Origin of the sequence: Streptomyces sp. NPDC014891 (assembly GCF_043081085.1) — a bacterium.
Taxonomy (GTDB): domain Bacteria; phylum Actinomycetota; class Actinomycetes; order Streptomycetales; family Streptomycetaceae; genus Streptomyces.
In genome coordinates, this window is sequence record NZ_JBIBWF010000005.1 from 354,545 (window position 1) to 369,590 (window position 15,046).

Here is a 15,046-nt window from a genome sequence, read left to right on the forward strand (position 1 = left end):
CCTCGGAGGCCGAGCGCCTCACCCGCGAGACGAACGCCGAGGCCGAGCGGCTCACCGCCGAGGCGGTCGCGGAGGCGGAGCGGCTCACCCGCGAGGCCGCCGAACTCGCCGATTCCGTCACGGCGGAGGCCCGCACCGCGGCCGAGGCCACCGTGGGCTCCGCCCGGCAGGACGCCGAGCGGATCCGCACCGAGTCCGAGCGGCTCGGGGCCGAGGCCGAGGCGGCCGCCGAGCAGATGCGCTCGGAGGCCCGCGCGGAGGCCGACCGGACCCTGGACGAGGCGCGGGAGGCCGGCGCGCGGAAGCGTTCCGACGCGGCCGAGCAGGCCGACCAGCTCATCGGCAAGGCGCAGGAGGAGGCGCTGCGCGCCACCACCGAGGCCGAGTCGCAGGCCGACCTGATGGTCGGCGCGGCCCGCAAGGAGGCCGAGCGGATCGTCGCCGAGGCGACCGTCGAGGGCAACTCGCTGGTCGAGAAGGCCCGTACGGACGCGGACGAGCTGCTCGTCGGGGCCCGTGGCGACGCGACGGCCATAAGGGAGCGGGCCGAGGAGCTGCGGGGCCGGATCGAGGGAGAGATCGAGGAGCTGCACGAGCGGGCGCGCCGCGAGAGCGCCGAGCAGATGAAGACGGCGGGCGAGCGGGTCGACAACCTGGTGAAGGCCGCCACCGAGCAGCGTGCCGAGGCCGAGGAGAAGGCCAAGGAGCTGGTCTCCGAGGCGAGTTCCGAGGCGAGCAAGGTCCGGATCGCCGCCGTCCGCAAGGCCGAGGCGCTCCTGAAGGAGGCCGAGCAGAAGAAGGCCTCGCTCGTCGCGGAGGCCGAGGGCATCAAGGCCGAGGCGGAGCGGGCGCTGGCGGAGGCGCGGGCCGAGGCCGAGCAGACGGTCGAGGAGGGCCAGCGCGAGCTGGAGGTGCTCGTGCGGCGCCGCAAGGACATCAATGCCGAGATCTCCCGTGTCCAGGACGTGCTGGAGGCGTTGGAGTCTTTCGAGACCCCCTCCGCCGGCGCGAAGTCCGCCGGGACAGCGGGTGTCAAGGCGGGCGCTTCGGCGGGTTCCACTCGTTCGAGTGGCAAGTCCCAGGACGGCTAGCCACTCAAAAGGCTGGACATTCTCCAGATCAAACGGGCATACGCTCGATGACACGCCGCTTCGGCCCCTAGGATTCCCTCTAACACCTCACCGGTCTCATTCGACAGGAAACCCATGAGCGACACATCCTCCCCCTTCGGCTTCGAGCTCGTGCGGCGCGGTTACGACCGCGGTCAGGTGGACGACCGCATTACCAAGCTCGTTTCCGACCGCGACAGTGCGCTGTCCCGCATCACCTCCCTGGAGAAGCGCATCGAGGAACTCCACCTCGAGACGCAGAACGCCCAGGCTCAGGTCACCGACGCCGAGCCGTCGTACGCGGGGCTCGGCGCCCGGGTCGAGAAGATCCTCCGGCTCGCCGAGGAGGAGGCGAAGGACCTGCGTGAGGAGGCCCGTCGCGCCGCCGAGCAGCACCGCGAGCTGGCCGAGTCGGCCGCCCAGCAGGTGCGCAACGACGCGGAGTCCTTCGCGGCCGAGCGTAAGTCGAAGGCCGAGGACGAGGGCGTTCGGATCGTCGAGAAGGCGCAGGGCGAGGCCAACACGCTGCGCGCCGAGGCGCAGAAGGACGCGCAGTCGAAGCGCGAGGAGGCGGACGCCCTCTTCGAGGAGACCCGCGCCAAGGCCGCCCAGGCCGCCGCGGACTTCGAGACCAACCTGGCCAAGCGCCGCGAGCAGTCGGAGCGCGACCTGGCCTCGCGTCAGGCCAAGGCCGAGAAGCGCCTCGCCGAGATCGAGCACCGGGCCGAGCAGCTCCGCCTGGAGGCCGAGAAGCTGCGTACGGACGCGGAGCGCCGGGCCCGCCAGACGGTGGAGACCGCGCAGCGCCAGGCCGAGGACATCGTGGCCGACGCGAACGCCAAGGCCGACCGGATCCGCAGCGAATCGGAGCGCGAGCTCGCGGCGCTGACGAACCGCCGGGACTCGATCAACGCGCAGCTGACCAACGTCCGCGAGATGCTGGCGACGCTGACCGGTGCCGCGGTGGCCGCGGCCGGTTCCCCGATCGACGACGAGCGTCCGGCCGGCGTCCCGGCCCAGCAGTCCCGCTGACGCGCCCGCCGCGTACGGCCGCCCCCCGTACGGCCGTCCGGGTGAGCGCCGTCGACCTGACGGACAACCGGTAACGAGTTCGTAGCGTTCCTCAGAACCCCCTGTCATTCCGGTGGCGGGGGGTTTTGCGCGCCCGTAGGTTGGATCTCATGATCGAGCTTGAGGGCCTGACCAAGCGATACGGGGCGAAGACCGCGGTCGACCACCTCTCCTTCCAGGTGCGTCCTGGGGTGATCACGGGCTTCCTCGGGCCCAACGGGGCGGGCAAGTCGACGACGATGAGGATGATGCTGGATCTGGACAACCCGACGAGCGGGACGGTCCGGATCGACGGCAAGCACTACCGGGAGCTGGAGGAGCCGCTGAAGTACATCGGCGCGCTGCTCGACGCCAAGGCCATGAACGGCGGCCGCTCCGCGTACAACAACCTGCTGTGCCTCGCGCAGTCGAACCGCATCCCGGAGCGCCGGGTGGGCGAGGTGCTGGACCTGGTGGGTCTGACGCCGGTCGCCCGGAAGAAGTCGAAGGGTTTCTCCCTCGGCATGGGGCAGCGCCTCGGCATCGCGTCGGCGCTGCTCGGCGATCCCGAGATCCTCATGTTCGACGAACCCGTCAATGGTCTGGACCCCGAGGGAATTCACTGGATCCGCAATCTGATGAAGGCGTTGGCGGCCGAAGGCCGGACGATCTTCGTTTCCAGCCATCTCATGAGTGAAATGGCGCTGACGGCCGATCATCTGATCGTGATCGGGCAGGGAAAGCTGCTGGCCGACACGTCGATGGCGGATTTCATCCAGGAGAATTCCCGGAGTTATGTGCGGCTGCGTTCCCCTCAGCAGGAGCGCCTCCGGGACGTGCTGCACGCCCACGGCTTCGTCGCGGTGGAGGCGGGCAGCGGCAACCTGGAGGTCGACGGGGCGACGACCGAGAAGCTGGGTGAACTCGCCGCCGAGAACGGGCTCGTGCTGCACGAGCTGAGTTCCCAGCGCGCCTCGCTCGAAGAGGCCTTCATGCAGATGACCGCCGGTGCGGTGGAGTACCACGCGCACGGCACCGATGTACACGGTGGCGCCCCGGCGCCCGGCCCCCAGTGGGGCACGACCTCCGAGGGAGCCTGAACGATGGCAGCGGTATCCGCGGTCCTGCAGTCCGAGTGGACCAAGATCCGGACGGTGTCCTCGACCGTCTGGACCCTGGCGAGCGCCCTGATCGTCACGGTGGCGATCGGCGCGGCGCTGTCCGCCGTCTTCAACTCCACCTTCGACGACCTCAGCGAGGTCGAGCGGGCCACCTTCGACCCGACCCTGGTCAGCTTCTTCGGGATGACCCTGGGGCAGCTGGCGATGGTCGTCTTCGGCGTCCTGGTGGTGGGGACCGAGTACTCCTCGGGGATGATCCGCACCTCGCTGGCGGCCGTGCCCCAGCGGGCGACCTTCCTCTTCTCGAAGATCGCGGTGGCCGGCGGGCTGGCCTTCGCCGTGGGCCTCGCGACGAGCTTCCTCGCCTTCTTCCTCGGGCAGGCGCTGCTCGGCGAGCACAGCGCCTCGATCGGCGACGACAACGTCCTGCGGGCGGTGATCGGCGGCGGGCTCTACATGGGCCTGATCGCGCTGTTCTCCATGGGCGTGGCGGCGATGCTGCGCTCGTCGATGCTGTCGCTCGGCATCCTGATGCCGTTCTTCTTCCTGGTCTCGCAGATCCTGGCGGCCGTGCCGAAGGCCAAGGAGGTGGCCCGCTACTTCCCCGACCAGGCCGGCTCGAAGATCATGCAGGTCGTCCCGGACGCCATGAACACGGAGGAGGCTCCCTACGGCCCGTGGGCCGGGCTGGGGATCATGGTCCTCTGGGTGGTGGCGGCGCTGGCCGGCGGCTACCTGGTGATGAAGAAGCGGGACGCCTGACCCCGCGGGACCTCCGGGGGCCCCGGCGCCGGTCCCGCGGGATCGCGCCGGGGCCCCTGCGGGACAACCCTGATGTTTCCCCCGGAGCGGGCCCGGAGGTCTTCTCCGCTTCGCCGGAACCGTCAACGGCTGGATAAGCTCCTAGCTCATACGGGGGGCTCCGGCCGACGGCCGCCACGCCCCGACCATGGTGCGACCGACCTGGCGATGGGGCTGGAGAATGATCGAGGCAGTCGGCCTGACGAAGCGCTACGGCGCCAAGACGGCCGTGTACAACCTTTCCTTCCAGGTGAGGCCGGGTGTCGTCACCGGCTTCCTGGGACCGAACGGGTCGGGCAAGTCGACCACGATGCGGATGATCCTGGGGCTCGACCAGCCGTCCGCCGGGCACGTCACGATCGGCGGCCACCCCTTCCGGCAGCTGCCGAACGCGCCCCGCCAGGTCGGCGCGCTCCTCGACGCGAAGGCCGTGCACGGCGGGCGGAGCGCGCGCAGCCACCTGCTGTCGCTCGCGCAGCTCGCGGGCATCCCGGCGCAGCGCGTGGACGAGGTCCTCGGGGTCGTCGGCCTCCAGGACGTGGCGAAGCGGCGCTCCAAGGGCTTCTCGCTCGGCATGGGCCAGCGACTGGGCATCGCGGCGGCGCTGCTGGGCGACCCGCAGGTGCTGCTCTTCGACGAGCCGGTGAACGGTCTGGACCCGGAGGGCATCCTCTGGGTCCGGAACCTGATGAAGAAGCTCGCCGCCGAGGGGCGGACGGTCTTCGTCTCCAGCCACCTCATGAGCGAGATGGCGCTCACCGCCGACCATCTGATCGTGATCGGCCGGGGGCAGCTGCTCTCGGACATGAGCGTCAAGGACTTCATCTCGGCGAACTCCGCCGACTTCGCCCGGGTGCGGACCCCGGCGACCGAGCCGGGTCAGCGGGAGAAGCTGACGGCGGCGCTGATGGAGGCCGGCGGCCAGGTGCTGTCGGAGCCGGACGGCGCGCTGCGGGTGACGGGTCTGCCGCTGCCGCGGATCAGCGACCTCGCGCACGGCGCGGACGTACGGCTCTGGGAGCTGTCCCCGCACCAGGCCTCCCTGGAGGAGGCGTACATGCGCCTGACGCAGGGCGCCGTGGACTACCGGTCCACGGACGACCGGCTCGCGCACCTCCAGCCGCCGCAGCAGCCCGGGCAGCAGGGGTACGGCGTGCCGCCGCAGCCGGTGGCGCAGGACGTGCCGCAGCAGGGCTGGTACGCCCCGCCGCCGCCCGGGCAGAACCCGTACGCGGGAGCGCCCGGACAGCCGCCCGCGGCCGCTCCGTACGCCCCTCCGGTCCCCCCGGCCCCTCCGCGGCCGGCCGCCCCCCAGCCGAGCGACACCCCCAAGGACGCCCGATGACCGCCCCCGCCCCGCACCACGCTCCGGCGCCGCACTCCTACGTCTCCCCGATCCCGGTCCGCAGGGCGCATCTCGGTGACGCGCTGGCCTCCGAGTGGACGAAGATCCGCTCGGTGCGCTCGACGCTGTGGACGCTCGGGGTGATGGTCCTGCTGATGCTGGCCATCGGTCTGGGCGTGGCGGCGATCGCGGCGAGCTCCGAGGCGCCGATGGGCGACGAGTCCGCGCTCGGCTTCGGCTTCTTCGGGATGCTGCCGGCCTCGATCTGTGTGATCACGCTCGGGGTGCTGACCATCGCCTCCGAGTACGGCACCGGCATGATCCGCACGACCCTGACGGCCTGCCCGAGCCGGGCCCGGGTGCTGACGGCGAAGGCGATCGTCTTCTTCCTGCTGGTCTTCACCGTGACGACGGTGGTCGCCACCCTGGTGGGACTCGGGCAGGTCGCCCTGGTGGACTCGGCGGCCGCGCCGTCGGCGTCGGACTGGCTGCGGGCGACGGTCGGCGCGGGCGCCTACCTGGCCCTGCTGGGGCTGCTCTCGCTGGCGCTCGGCACGCTCATCCGCCACTCGGCCGGTGCGATCACGGTGATGATCGGTCTGCTGCTGCTGCCGCTGGTGGCGGCCCTGTTCATGTTCTCCCCGACGCTGAAGTCGGTGCAGGAGTGGCTCTTCACGTACGCGATCCCCTCGCAGATGATCGCGCTGTACGCCGCGCAGCCGCCGTTCGGCGACGCCGGCCCGTCGGGCTGGGAACCGCTGCTGATCATGGCCGGGGTGGCGGGGGCGGCGCTGGCCGGCGCCTACGCCCTGCTGAACAGCCGGGACGTGTAGGGCCCGGCTCCGGGCTCAGTACTTCGGCGCGTTCCTGGACCGCTGCACCCTGCTGGTGCGGCGGTCCTTCGCGTTCCAGCAGGCCTTGTGCCAGTGGCGGCGGTCGTCCACGCCGCCCCACTCGGGCCAGGCGACCACGTGCGGGGCGCCGGGCGGGATCTCCTGGTCGCAGCCGGGGCAGCGGTAGCGCTTGCCGGGCGCGCTGGCCCCGGCGACCAGGCGGACGTACCACTCCTCCCCCTGCCAGGTCTCGGTGCGCTGGGCGCCGCCGTACCGGTCGCCGTGGTCGCCCTGCCGCGACTCGGGCTTCTCGCCGCCTCGGGAACGGTTGTGGCGCGGGGACACGGGCACACCTCACGGGGTCGGGGAACACGGACCGTTCCCTCCAGCCTACGGGCCGCGATGCGGTGCCCCGGGCCCCGCCGGCGGCGGCTTAGCCGAAAATCGCAAGAACTTCATGAACGGCCGTTGCCTTTGGCACGTGTCAGACGTTGGTGCCAGTGCGAGGCGAGTTACGCGTCGGCCGCAGAGGAGGCACAAGGCGATGCGCGTGGGTACGTTCGTTCTGGCAGCGCAGTTCCCGGGCCAGGGGCAGGGCGAGGCCCTGCACCGGGCGGTGCGGACGGCCGAGGTGGCCGAGGAGGCGGGCCTCGACTCGGCCTGGCTCGCGGAACACCACTTCGTGCCGTACGGGGTCTGTCCCTCGGCGGTGACGCTGGCCGCGCTGCTCCTGGGCCGTACCAGAAGGCTGCGGGTGGGCACGGCGGTGAGCGTCCTGCCGAACGTCCACCCGGTCGCGCTGGGCGAGCAGGCGGCCTTGCTGCACCTCACCTCGGGCGGCAGGTTCACCCTCGGGGTGGGCCGGGGCGGCCCCTGGGTCGACCTGGAGGTCTTCGGCGCGGGTCTCGGCGCGTACGAGGAGGGCTTTCCCGAAGCACTCGACCTGCTGCTGCGCTGGCTCTCCGAGCCCCGGGTGGGAGCCGAGGGTGAACGATTCGCCTTCCGCGAGGTGCCGGTGGTGCCCCGCGCCGACGAGCTGATGGGCGGGGACCCGACGCCCGAGGTCGTCGTCGCCTGCACCTCCCCGCGGAGCGTGCGGCTGGCGGCGGAGCGCGGACTGCCGATGCTGCTCGGCATGCACTGCGGGGACGAGGAGAAGGCGGAGATGGTCGCTGCCTGGCGGCGCTGCGCGCGGGAGGCCGGCCGGGACCCGGACGAGATCGCCCGGATCGGGGCGCAGCACGTCTCGGCGGGGGTGGCCCAGCTCGCGGACCGGGCCGCGGACGCGGCCGAGGCCCTGGTGAAGGCGATGCCGGGCTGGTTGAAGCAGGGGCTCGACGCCCATGTCACCGTCGACGGCCGGCACCGGGCGATGCGGGACCCCGTGGCGTACACCGAGCTGCTCTGCGGGCTGCACCCGGTGGGCACTCCCCGGAGCGCGGCGGACCGGCTCGCGGCGACGGCGGAGCGCACGGGCATCACCCGCTACGCCCTGCTCGCCGAGGGCACGGGCGACCTCGCGGCGACCGAGGAGAACGTGCGGCGGCTCGGCACGGAGGTCCTGCCGCTGCTCGTCTGACCCCTGGGACGGACGTGCGATCCGTACGGGCGGGGGCGGGCCGTCCGTGCGGGCGGCGCACGGTCGTTCGGGGCTGTGCTGCCGCTCCGGCACCTCCGCGCGGCGATGCGCGTCGGCACGCATCGGCCGTGTCTCCCGCGATGCGGAGCGACAGCACCATGTCTCAGCAGTCGCGCAGTTCCGGCGACTGGTTCAGCAGCTGCCCCCGTACGGACGTGAAGCGGGCGAGCCGCTCGTCCACCGACGGGTCCAGCGGGAAGACCGCCACCCGGTGGCAGTTCTGGAAGGCGAGACGCACCCCGAAATGCCGCTGCAGCGCACCACGAATGGCGTCGCTCGCGAGCGCGCGCAGCAGCTGACCACGTGCCTGCTCATTCGGCGGCGGCGTCTGGTTGTCGGCGAACTCTCCGCCGTCGACCTTCAGCTGGGCCACCAGAGAACTGATCATCTCCCATGCGTAGGGCAGGGAGGTCCGGACGCAGTCGACGAAGTCGGCTTCGTCGACCTCGCCTCGCTCGGCCTGTTCCAACAGTGCCGGTGAGACGTCGAGCGACATGGGTTCTCCTCTCGCGACCCCGCGCACGGGGTCTTGCGGGCAGGGCGAAGGCCGGGCCGGCCGCCACGCAGCGTGCACGGACGACGACCTCCAGCTTCCACGGTAAGCGCGCAGTCCTGCACGCACCAGGAGATGGGGAGTACAACCGGCTGATAACCGACGGGTGTTCGGCTCAGGATCATGCCCGCGGGAGGCCGGGGCGATGCCCGAATCGCGCGGAAGAGCGCCCGTCTTGTAGCGTTGCCGACCATGCGTCTCGTCATCGCCCGTTGCTCCGTGGACTACGCGGGCCGGCTCACGGCCCACCTGCCCTCCGCGCCCCGTCTGATCCTCGTCAAGGCAGACGGCAGCGTCTCCATCCACGCGGACGACAGGGCGTACAAACCGCTCAACTGGATGTCCCCGCCCTGCACGCTCAAGGAGGGCGCCGGCGACGAGGCGGGCGTCTGGACCGTGATCAACAAAGCGGGCGAGAAACTGATCATCACGATGGAGGAGATCCTCCACGACTCCTCGCACGAGCTCGGGGTGGACCCCGGCCTCATCAAGGACGGCGTCGAGGCTCACCTCCAGGAGCTGCTCGCCGACCGCATCGAGATCCTCGGCGAGGGCTACTCCCTGATCCGCCGCGAGTACCCGACCGCGATCGGACCGGTGGACATCCTCTGCCGGGACTCCGACGGGGCGACGGTCGCGGTCGAGATCAAGCGGCGCGGTGAGATCGACGGCGTCGAGCAGCTGACCCGCTACCTGGAGCTGCTCAACCGCGATCCGCACCTCGCGCCGGTCCGGGGCGTCTTCGCGGCGCAGGAGATCAAGCCGCAGGCCCGGGTCCTGGCGACGGACCGCGGGATCGGCTGCGTGGTCCTGGACTACGACGCGATGCGGGGCATCGAGGACGACAAGCTGCGGCTGTTCTGAGGACGGCGGGCGGTACGGGGAAGGCCCCGGGTGCGGTGGACGCGCCCGGGGCCTTCCCCGTACCCGGGGTCGTTCAGGCGGGCGTCCCGGAAGCGGTGGGGTCGCCGGGGGCGGGCCGGGCGTCGCCCAGGGTCGAGGAGGCGGAGATGCTGGGGCTGTTCTCCTCCTCGGTCGTCGGGGAGGTGGTCGGCGGGGAGGTGGTCGGCTCCGGCGCGGTCGTCGTCACCGGCGGAGTCGTCGTGGTCGGGGGCTTCGACGTCGTGGCCGGCGGCTTCGGGGGCGTCGTCGTGGGCCCGGGCGGCCCGGTGGTCGGACCGGTGGGAGCGGTCGTCGTCGTGGGCGGCGGGGTCGTCGACGGGCTGTCCGAGGCCGACGGGGTGCCGGAGCCGTCGGGGGTCCCCGAGTTCGACGGGTCCGCCGGGTCCGTGGACGAGGCGCTCCCGGAGGCGGAGGGGCTCGGGGAACCGGAGCGGCTGGGGCCGCCGGTCTCGCCGGGTCCGCCCTCCTCCCCCTCGGCGGGCTCCTCGCCGTCGGTGCCGTCGTCGAGGGGGTCGTCGGTGGCCGTGCTGTCGGAGGTGACGTGGTTGGTGGCCGGGTCCTCGCCGTTCCCGGAGGTCGCGCCGAGCGTGACGACGGTGCCGAGGACCGCGACGAGCAGCGCGCCGGCGCCGACGGCGGCGAGGTTGCGGCGCGCGCCGCTGATGATGCCGCCCCGGAGGCTCGGGCGGCCGGCGCCCTTGTCGGTGTCGGGGCGGGTGATGAGCGTCGGGCCCTCGTCGGCGAAGTCGGGGAACGCGGGCATCGAGGACCGGGCCGTGCCCTGGGCGGGGCCGCCGAGGGTCGGTGCCTTGGCCGGGAAGGCGACCGGCGGGGTCGTGGCCGGCGTCGGCGCCGACGGCGCCGGGAAGGGCTCGGCGGCCGGTCTGCGGCCGGGGCCCCGCAGGGAGGGCACGCCGCGGGGCGGTGAGACGGGCTCCTCGGTGCGGGCGGCGGGGGCGGCGTGCTCGCCGGAGAGGTCGGCGACCAGGGCGAGGGCGCGGCGGCCCGCGACGGTGCCGCGCTTGTCGGCGAGCACCCCGCGCATGCCGATGGAGGCCTCCAGTTCGGCGCGGGCCCGCTCCAGGTTTCCGGCGCACAGGGCGAGGACGCCCAGCTCGTGGTGGAAGTAGGCCTCCTCGGCGACCTCGCCGGTGAGCCGGGCGGCCTCCTGTCCGGCGCGCAGCGCCCGCTCCCAGGCGCCCCAGTGCAGTCCGGCGGCGAAGGCGGGGGCGGCGGCGCGGGCGAGCAGGACGGCGGTGGCGCGGTGCTCGGCCTCCGTGTCGGGGGTGCTCCCGTTGCCGGCGACGAGGACGGAGAGGGCGGCGAGCAGGGCGTCGGACTCGGCGGCCGCCCGCTCGGGGGTGACGGAGGGGTGCGCGGCCCACCAGGCGTAGTGCTGGGCGGCGGTGTGGGCGCGGTCGGCGGCGGCGTGGGCGGGCTCGTACCCCTGGGCGAGGAGCTGGGTGAGGACTCCGGCGGCGAGCCGGTAGCGGGGGCCGACCGGGGAGAGCAGGCCGCAGGCCCGCAGTTCGCCGAGGGCGGCGTCGGCGTGGGTGTCGCCGACGAGGGCCGGCAGGTGGGCCTGGTGCGGGACCTCGCCGCCGAGGGCGACGGCGAAGCGGAGGGCCGTCTGGGCGGAGCGGCTGAGGCGGGAGGCGAGCAGGGCGGCGGGGGCGGCGCCCTCGCCGAGGCTGGGCAGGGGTATCTCGCGGAGTTCGACGTCGGGGTCCTCGACTCCGTCGAAGGCCGCGGCGGCGGCGGCCGCGGCGGCTTCCGGGTCGGTGGGCCCGAAGGCCTCCTCCAGGGCGCCGAAGGCGTCGAACTCGGCGGGGGTGACGCGGAGCCGGTCGCGCTGGCGGAGCAGGGCGCCGGCCTGGACGAAGCGGAGCGGCAGCCCCTCGGACTCGAACCAGAGGTCTCCGGCCCAGTTGGCCTCGTCGTCGCTGAGGGTGCGGCCGACGGCGCTCTCCAGGAGCTCGATCGCGGCGCCGCGGCCGAGGCCGGCGAGGTGGATGTCCTCGACGTGGGCGTCGGGGGACGGCGCGGGGGTGTCGGGTCCGGCGGCGAGCAGGAAGGCGCACTCGGGGGCGGCGGCGAGGAACTCGTCGAGGGCGGCGCCGCCGAACTCCAGGTCGTCGACGAGCACGACGGCGCCGATCTCGCGGAGCCGTTCGTGGAGGACGTCCTGGCCGGGCCGGTGGTCGGGGGCGTGCCGGACGGCGGCGAACAGTTCGTGGAGGAGTTCGGCGGGGGTGCGGTGGTGGCCGGAGAGCCGGACGACCCCGTCGGGGGCGAGGTCGGCGCAGTCGGCGGCGACGGCGTCGAGGAGGGCGGTGCGGCCGGATCCGGCGGGGCCGCTCAGGCGGGCGGAGCGGCCGCGGCCGAGGATGCCGGCGAGCCGCTCGCGCTCCTCCTGGCGTTCGAGCAGGGGCAGCGCGGGCGCGACCGGGCCAGGCGGTACGGGAGGGGCGGCGGCGCGGGCGGCCTCGGCGCGCTCCTCGGGGGTGCGGGGGCGGGGGGCCTCGGGTTCCTGGCCGGGCGGGCAGGGTTCGATCTCGCTGCCGTCGACGGGGTTGACGGTGACGAGCAGGTCGCCGGAGACGAGCCGGACGACGCGGGCACGCGCGGGTGCGGGGGCCGGGGCGGGGGCGCCGCGACCCTGGCGGGCGTCCTCGCCCTCGCCGTCGTGTCCGTACTCCTCCGGCCCGCGGTTGATCGGGTCCATGGTCCAAGCCCCCAAGAAGCGGTGTCCGGTGCCCGCCGGGTGGGTCCGTCAATGTGCAGGCGACCGAACCCTAGACCGTGGTCAGGCGCTCGGGAACAGGTGGGGTGCCCACGAGACCCAGTCGTCACGGTCTTGTGAGGATTGCGCGTGACGCCGGGTTCGCACGGCTGCTTCACACGGGTGTCACCGGCGGGTCGTCCCGCACCGGGCCTGCCCCGCTCCGGGTGGTCACACCCGGGGCAGGGACTCCAGGGCGAGGCCGCCCTCGATGGCGAGGATGCGGTGCAGCTTGGTGGCGACGAGCAGCCGCTGCATCTGGGGCGGCACCCCGCGCAGGACGAGCCGCCGGCCGCAGCGGCCCGCGCGCCGGTGGGCGCCCATGATGACGCCGAGTCCGGTCGCGTCCCAGGAGTCCAGGCCGGTCAGGTCGAGCACCAGGTCGCCGACGCCGTCGTCGACGGCCGAGTGCAGGACCGTACGGGCGTCCGCCGCGCTGCGGACGTCGAGGCGGCCCCCGACGACCAGCTCGACTTGGTCGCCCCTGATGTGCATATGCGCTCCCCGAGAGTGCTCCGTCTTCGCAACAACTGACTGCCGCACCGGCAGATACGTTGCGCCTTGTCAGCGAACCGATACCGAAATTCACCCCACGGGGTGAGGCGGGGTGGCGGGCCGTGCTCAGTACTTGTAGAAGCCCTGCCCGCTCTTGCGGCCGATGTCACCCGCGTCCACCATCCGGCGCATCAGTTCCGGCGCCGCGAACTTCTCGTCCTGGGACTCGGTGTAGATGTTGGTGGCCGCGTTCACCAGGATGTCGATGCCGGTGAGGTCGGCGGTGGCGAGCGGGCCCATGGCGTGGCCGAAGCCGAGCTTGCAGGCGATGTCGATGTCCTCGGCCGTGGCGACGCCGGACTCCTGGAGCTTGGCGGCCTCGACGACGAGGGCGGCGATGAGGCGGGTGGTGACGAAGCCGGCGACGTCGCGGTTGACGACGATGCAGGTCTTGCCGACCGACTCGGCGAACTCCCGCGCGGTGGCGAGGGTCTCGTCGCTGGTCTTGTAGCCGCGGACGAGCTCGCAGAGCTGCATCATCGGGACCGGGGAGAAGAAGTGGGTGCCGACGACGGCCTCGGGCCGGGCGGTCACCGCGGCGATCTTGGTGATCGGGATCGCGGAGGTGTTGGAGGCGAGGACCGCGCCGTCCTTGGCGACCTTGTCGAGCGAGCGGAAGATCTCGTGCTTGACGTCGAGGTTCTCGAAGACGGCCTCGACGACGATGTCGGCGTCGGCGACGGCCTCCAGCTCGGTGGTGGCGGTGATGCGGCCGAGCGCGGCCTCGGCGTCGGCGGCGTCCAGCTTGCCCTTGGCGACGAACCGGTCGTACGACGCCTTGATGCCGTCGGTGCCCCGGGTGAGCGCGGCGTCGGTGACGTCACGCAGGACGACGTCCCAGCCCGCCTGTGCCGAGACCTGCGCGATGCCGGATCCCATGAGTCCGGCCCCGATGACGGCGAGCTTCCTGGCCACGATGTTCCACCCCTTAACGCCTGTTCACTTCTGGCTCTCCGGCGGAGATTAGCGGTCGGGAGGCGTCATGTGACCGTGAAGTAATGCGCGTCACGCCCTGTTTGACGGACGTCACACTCGCAGCACCCCGTTCGCGGGGTCAGTCCTCCCGTACGGCGTACGTCAGCACCTTGTCGCCGAGCAGCTCCCCGGCGATGCCGCTCTCGGGCCTGATGCTGCTGTACGGGGTGCTCGTGGCCCTGGTCGGCGCGGCGCTCGCCGTGACGGTCGGCACACGGACGTTCCAGAAGGCCCTCGCCTGACTAGGCTGGACCCATGGTCAATCTGACGCGCATCTACACCCGCACCGGCGACCAGGGCACCACGGCTCTCGGCGACATGAGCAGGACCGCCAAGACCGATCTGCGGATCTCGGCGTACGCCGACGCCAACGAGGCCAACGCCGCCATCGGTACGGCCATCGCCCTGGGACAGCTCGACGCGGAGCTCGTGAAGGTCCTCGTCCGGGTGCAGAACGACCTCTTCGACGTGGGCGCGGACCTCTGCACTCCGGTGTTGGAGGACCCCGAGTACCCGCCGCTGCGCGTCGAGCAGTCGTACGTCGACAAGCTGGAGGCCGACTGCGACCTCTTCCTGGAGTCGCTCGACAAGCTGCGCTCCTTCATCCTGCCGGGCGGCACGCCCGGGGCGGCGCTGCTGCACCAGGCGTGCACGGTGGTCCGGCGGGCGGAGCGCTCCACCTGGGCGGCCCTGGAGGTGCACGGCGAGACGATGAACGCCCTGACCGCCACCTACCTCAACCGGCTCTCAGACCTGCTCTTCATCCTTGCTCGTACGGCGAACAAGCAGGTCGGGGACGTGCTCTGGGTCCCGGGCGGGGAGCGCTGAGGCCTCCTCCGGGGCCTTCCGCGGGAAGAGCGCGTAGCTGAGCGCGATCAGGCCGTGGATGCCCGCCGACCGCCAGGCGACGAAGATCCAGCCGTAGAGGCCGTCGGTGTTCCCGTCCTCGCCGACGTACAGGGCGGCCAGCAGCAGCAGTCCGGAGGCGACGGCCGCCGCCGTCACCGAGCCGAGCCAGACCCTGCCCTCGTGGCGGGCCCGGGCCATCCCGTACCGCGGGGGCTTGGGGGGCCGCGGCGCACCGCCGAGGCGGTGGGCGGCGTGGCCGTCGAGCCACTTCACGGTGCGGTGGCCGTGGCCGACGGTGTACCCGATGTACAGGGCGGCGAGACCGTGCTTCCAGCTGGGGTCGGCCCCGTTCTTGAGGTCGATGGCGGTGACGACCAGGAGCAGGACCTCCAGGAGCGGCTCGCAGAGCAGCAGCGCGATACCCGTCCGGGGCATCTTCAGGAGGTAGCGGGCGGCGAGGCCGGCGGCCAGCAGGACCCAGAAGCCGACCTCGCAGACGACGATCAGCGTGACGATCACGGCGGTTCCCCT

The 15,046-nt window shown here is 72.7% G+C and carries 15 protein-coding genes and 1 pseudogene; 10 read left to right on the forward strand and 6 right to left on the reverse strand.

Annotation, left to right across the window (positions count from 1 at the left end):
• From ACF09E_RS16885 to ACF09E_RS16910, 6 genes and pseudogenes are all read left to right on the forward strand, one after another.
• Positions 1–1,091 (forward strand): annotated as a pseudogene (locus ACF09E_RS16885) (hypothetical protein); the annotation flags it as partial.
• 114 nt (positions 1,092–1,205) lie between these two features.
• Complete coding sequence (locus ACF09E_RS16890) at positions 1,206–2,141, forward strand: cellulose-binding protein (RefSeq protein WP_030321132.1); 936 nt, start codon at positions 1,206–1,208, stop codon at positions 2,139–2,141.
• 149 nt (positions 2,142–2,290) lie between these two features.
• A complete protein-coding gene (locus ACF09E_RS16895) occupies positions 2,291–3,259 on the forward strand; it encodes an ABC transporter ATP-binding protein (RefSeq protein WP_392205879.1) in 969 nt (322 codons plus the stop codon).
• Positions 3,260–3,262: 3 nt separating this feature from the next.
• Positions 3,263–4,042, forward strand: a complete 780-nt coding sequence (locus tag ACF09E_RS16900) for an ABC transporter permease (RefSeq protein WP_361853488.1) — start codon at positions 3,263–3,265, stop codon at positions 4,040–4,042.
• 220 nt (positions 4,043–4,262) lie between these two features.
• A complete protein-coding gene (locus ACF09E_RS16905) occupies positions 4,263–5,426 on the forward strand; it encodes an ABC transporter ATP-binding protein (RefSeq protein ID WP_392205881.1) in 1,164 nt (387 codons plus the stop codon).
• Positions 5,423–6,259, forward strand: a complete 837-nt coding sequence (locus ACF09E_RS16910) for an ABC transporter permease (protein WP_392205882.1) — start codon at positions 5,423–5,425, stop codon at positions 6,257–6,259. The genes ACF09E_RS16905 and ACF09E_RS16910 overlap by 4 nt, the downstream gene beginning before the upstream one ends.
• A 15-nt stretch (positions 6,260–6,274) precedes the next feature.
• Here ACF09E_RS16910 and ACF09E_RS16915 read toward each other — a convergent pair whose 3' ends face one another.
• Positions 6,275–6,604 (reverse strand): ATP/GTP-binding protein, encoded by a 330-nt coding sequence (locus tag ACF09E_RS16915; protein WP_361853480.1) that lies wholly within the window; start codon positions 6,602–6,604, stop codon positions 6,275–6,277.
• A gap of 199 nt (positions 6,605–6,803) precedes the next feature.
• On the opposite strand from ACF09E_RS16915, the gene ACF09E_RS16920 reads away from it, so the two are divergent.
• Positions 6,804–7,838: an LLM class flavin-dependent oxidoreductase gene (locus ACF09E_RS16920; protein WP_392205883.1), complete on the forward strand. Its 1,035-nt coding sequence runs from the start codon at positions 6,804–6,806 to the stop codon at positions 7,836–7,838.
• A 163-nt stretch (positions 7,839–8,001) separates the two neighbouring features.
• Here the strand turns inward: ACF09E_RS16920 and ACF09E_RS16925 are convergent, their stop codons facing one another.
• Positions 8,002–8,394: an SCO5389 family protein gene (locus tag ACF09E_RS16925; RefSeq protein ID WP_015036224.1), complete on the reverse strand. Its 393-nt coding sequence runs from the start codon at positions 8,392–8,394 to the stop codon at positions 8,002–8,004.
• Between the two features lie 249 nt (positions 8,395–8,643).
• Between ACF09E_RS16925 and nucS the strand changes: the two genes are divergently transcribed.
• Positions 8,644–9,315, forward strand: a complete 672-nt coding sequence (nucS, locus tag ACF09E_RS16930) for an endonuclease NucS (protein ID WP_361853474.1) — start codon at positions 8,644–8,646, stop codon at positions 9,313–9,315.
• A gap of 73 nt (positions 9,316–9,388) precedes the next feature.
• Here nucS and ACF09E_RS16935 read toward each other — a convergent pair whose 3' ends face one another.
• The 3 genes from ACF09E_RS16935 to ACF09E_RS16945 all read right to left on the reverse strand — a co-directional run bounded on the left by ACF09E_RS16935 (position 9,389) and on the right by ACF09E_RS16945 (position 13,606).
• Positions 9,389–12,079 (reverse strand): ATP-binding protein, encoded by a 2,691-nt coding sequence (locus ACF09E_RS16935; RefSeq protein ID WP_392205884.1) that lies wholly within the window; start codon positions 12,077–12,079, stop codon positions 9,389–9,391.
• Positions 12,080–12,307: 228 nt separating this feature from the next.
• Positions 12,308–12,631 (reverse strand): STAS domain-containing protein, encoded by a 324-nt coding sequence (locus ACF09E_RS16940; RefSeq protein ID WP_148006196.1) that lies wholly within the window; start codon positions 12,629–12,631, stop codon positions 12,308–12,310.
• Between the two features lie 126 nt (positions 12,632–12,757).
• Positions 12,758–13,606, reverse strand: a complete 849-nt coding sequence (locus ACF09E_RS16945; protein ID WP_361851653.1) for a 3-hydroxyacyl-CoA dehydrogenase family protein — start codon at positions 13,604–13,606, stop codon at positions 12,758–12,760.
• A gap of 170 nt (positions 13,607–13,776) precedes the next feature.
• On the opposite strand from ACF09E_RS16945, the gene ACF09E_RS16950 reads away from it, so the two are divergent.
• Both ACF09E_RS16950 and ACF09E_RS16955 read left to right on the forward strand, forming a co-directional pair.
• Complete coding sequence (locus ACF09E_RS16950) at positions 13,777–13,908, forward strand: hypothetical protein (RefSeq protein WP_392205886.1); 132 nt, start codon at positions 13,777–13,779, stop codon at positions 13,906–13,908.
• Positions 13,909–13,921: 13 nt separating this feature from the next.
• Complete coding sequence (locus ACF09E_RS16955) at positions 13,922–14,494, forward strand: cob(I)yrinic acid a,c-diamide adenosyltransferase (RefSeq protein ID WP_392205887.1); 573 nt, start codon at positions 13,922–13,924, stop codon at positions 14,492–14,494.
• Here the strand turns inward: ACF09E_RS16955 and ACF09E_RS16960 are convergent.
• A complete protein-coding gene (locus ACF09E_RS16960; RefSeq protein ID WP_392205889.1) occupies positions 14,414–15,034 on the reverse strand; it encodes a hypothetical protein in 621 nt (206 codons plus the stop codon). The two genes, ACF09E_RS16955 and ACF09E_RS16960, sit on opposite strands and share 81 nt — an antisense overlap.
• Positions 15,035–15,046: the final 12 nt, after the last annotated feature.